This is a genomic window from Pseudomonas sp. AG1028 (assembly GCF_007993955.1).
Lineage (GTDB): Bacteria > Pseudomonadota > Gammaproteobacteria > Pseudomonadales > Pseudomonadaceae > Aquipseudomonas > Aquipseudomonas straminea.
In genome coordinates, this window is sequence record NZ_VIVP01000023.1 from 1 (window position 1) to 1,781 (window position 1,781).

At 45.5% G+C, this 1,781-nt stretch carries 4 protein-coding genes and 1 pseudogene; 4 read left to right on the top strand and 1 reads right to left on the bottom strand.

From position 1 onward, the window contains the following. Positions 1 to 95, top strand: a pseudogene (locus FB481_RS23075) (IS5/IS1182 family transposase); the annotation flags it as partial. Here FB481_RS23075 and FB481_RS23080 read toward each other — a convergent pair. Further along, the gene (locus FB481_RS23080) at positions 66 to 242 is read right to left on the bottom strand and encodes a phage integrase N-terminal SAM-like domain-containing protein (protein WP_147178115.1); all 177 of its coding nucleotides are present in this window, start codon (positions 240 to 242) and stop codon (positions 66 to 68) included. The pseudogene FB481_RS23075 and the gene FB481_RS23080 overlap by 30 nt on opposite strands. Before the next feature lie 215 nt (positions 243 to 457). On the opposite strand from FB481_RS23080, the gene FB481_RS23085 reads away from it, so the two are divergent. The 3 genes from FB481_RS23085 to FB481_RS23095 all read left to right on the top strand — a co-directional run bounded on the left by FB481_RS23085 (position 458) and on the right by FB481_RS23095 (position 1,681). Next, positions 458 to 661 (top strand): DUF1040 family protein, encoded by a 204-nt coding sequence (locus FB481_RS23085; RefSeq protein ID WP_147178117.1) that lies wholly within the window; start codon positions 458 to 460, stop codon positions 659 to 661. 203 nt (positions 662 to 864) lie between these two features. Further along, positions 865 to 1,218 (top strand): hypothetical protein, encoded by a 354-nt coding sequence (locus FB481_RS23090; RefSeq protein ID WP_147178119.1) that lies wholly within the window; start codon positions 865 to 867, stop codon positions 1,216 to 1,218. A gap of 100 nt (positions 1,219 to 1,318) precedes the next feature. Continuing rightward, on the top strand, positions 1,319 to 1,681 hold the full coding sequence (locus FB481_RS23095; protein ID WP_147178121.1) for a hypothetical protein: 363 nt from the start codon (positions 1,319 to 1,321) through the stop codon (positions 1,679 to 1,681). Positions 1,682 to 1,781 lie beyond the last annotated feature (100 nt).

Below are 1,781 nucleotides of genomic sequence, written 5' to 3' on the forward strand. Positions count from 1 at the left end.
CCCGCTACGACAAGCTCGCCAGAAGTTTTGGCGCGATGGTCACGCTGGCTTGCGCGCTGCGATGCTTAAGGCAGTACTTTTCGTACAGAACCTAGCTCCAACGGATGACGTAACCCATTGAAGCAAATGAAATAACGAATCCAGTACCAATACGACTTTTCGGTTCGGATGCTGTAATGATGCGTGCGCATCACGGCTGTTACCTGCTCACGCAGGCGTGGCTTGGCGGGAGGACTGTCCATGTCGATCTACCTGAGCTGTTTTTTTGTACAGTAGTAATGGATGAGCTAAAAGCGGAAGTCAAGCGAATACCGGCCGCCGTCAGCAGAGACCGTATAAATGATTGATTAAGATAGATTTTTTATTTATGTGATGGCGATCGATGCGTACTTATATAGAACGCTCTACTATTGCGTTAATGCAGAATTCTATCTGATCACTGTTAGGCGCTTACAACATGAGAGACCCAGAACGCATCGATGAGGTGCTGGACTTAATTCGTGAGGTTTGGCAGAGCAATCCGGATCTGCGGCTTGGACAACTAATTGTGAATGCAGCCCGTATGCGTGAGCCCGCAACCGAGAACATCTTCTATATCGAAGATGAAAGCCTTGCAAAGGGCTTAATGCGGTATCTCGAACTGGTTAAATCAAAAAATTAATTTCGTGTTCAAGGGTGTGCATCATATTTTTGTAGGCTATCCGCACGATTCAGTACAGCGTCTAACTAGTGGTTCAAACCGTTCGCCTCGCTCACTGGGACGGGCTAAAGCCCGCCCCTTAACCAAACGTTATATTGCACAGGCACGTCATGTTTGAATATCTAGCAGAAATTGATAATGGATCTCTGAGACGAGCCCATCGAATGTCGTATGAAGGCTCCATCTGGGATGGTGTCGAGAAAGGATATATTTACGGAGAAGAAGAGATCGTAGACGGAGAAGTCTTCTATAAAAGTCTCTCCCTAACAAAAAGCGGTAAAGATCTACTTCGCTTCAGTAGATTAAAACTTGAAGACATTGATAATGCACATGGCAAAAACTCGCTTCGAGAGTGGCTTATAAAGCCAGTTCTTGTAGCTGCAATCACTACCGCAATTACAACCCCTATATCCGGATTCATCGGGTTTTATCTTGGAAAAGTAATGACCGAGCAGACCGCCGGACAGGGCGCAGTAGGTCAAACAAACCTAAACGGCCCTATAAAAGCAGCACAGTGAAATGCAACATAACAAGTCACTCAGTACCGTTCGCTTCGCTCACTGGACTCGCAAAAGCTGCGCTTTTGCTCGCCTGTTAGCTTGATCTTCAGGGCTACGCATGAAATTAATCTTCGCTGCGTTTTTGGCAATGGTAAGCCAATTCGTCTATGCAGGTTATGATCTCCATATTACTAAAAAATATTTTTGGGCTGACGAGAACGGCCCGTGCATAAGCCGCGAAGAATGGAATAATTACGTAAAAACGGACAGCCAAATCCAGCGCGACAATAAAAACTCAACAAATGATTTCTTGGTATCTCTTGAACTTGAGCAATTCCCCATTTGGTACAACCCCGAACTTTGCGAAATCTACACAAAGAACCCATCTGAAAACGCCATTAATAAACTCATAAAAATTTCTAAAGCTCTCGGCGCAAAAGTTCAAGGCGATGACGGCGAAATTTATCCACTCACACCCTAACAAGTGTATATGGACTCTCCCCACAAGTAGTGAGCAAAGCTTTTCTTTTGCACTTGTCGTCAGCGCGGTTGCATTCGTATATCCGGCCTGTTGTGGGCGC

What these genes read in the sequence shown, in the direction of transcription:
- FB481_RS23080 (WP_147178115.1), bottom strand. Translation starts at nt 242, where the DNA reads ATGGACAGTCCTCCCGCCAAGCCACGCCTGCGTGAGCAGGTAACAGCC.
- FB481_RS23085 (WP_147178117.1), top strand. Translation starts at nt 458, where the DNA reads ATGAGAGACCCAGAACGCATCGATGAGGTGCTGGACTTAATTCGTGAG.
- FB481_RS23090 (WP_147178119.1), top strand. Translation starts at nt 865, where the DNA reads ATGTCGTATGAAGGCTCCATCTGGGATGGTGTCGAGAAAGGATATATT.
- FB481_RS23095 (WP_147178121.1), top strand. Translation starts at nt 1,319, where the DNA reads ATGAAATTAATCTTCGCTGCGTTTTTGGCAATGGTAAGCCAATTCGTC.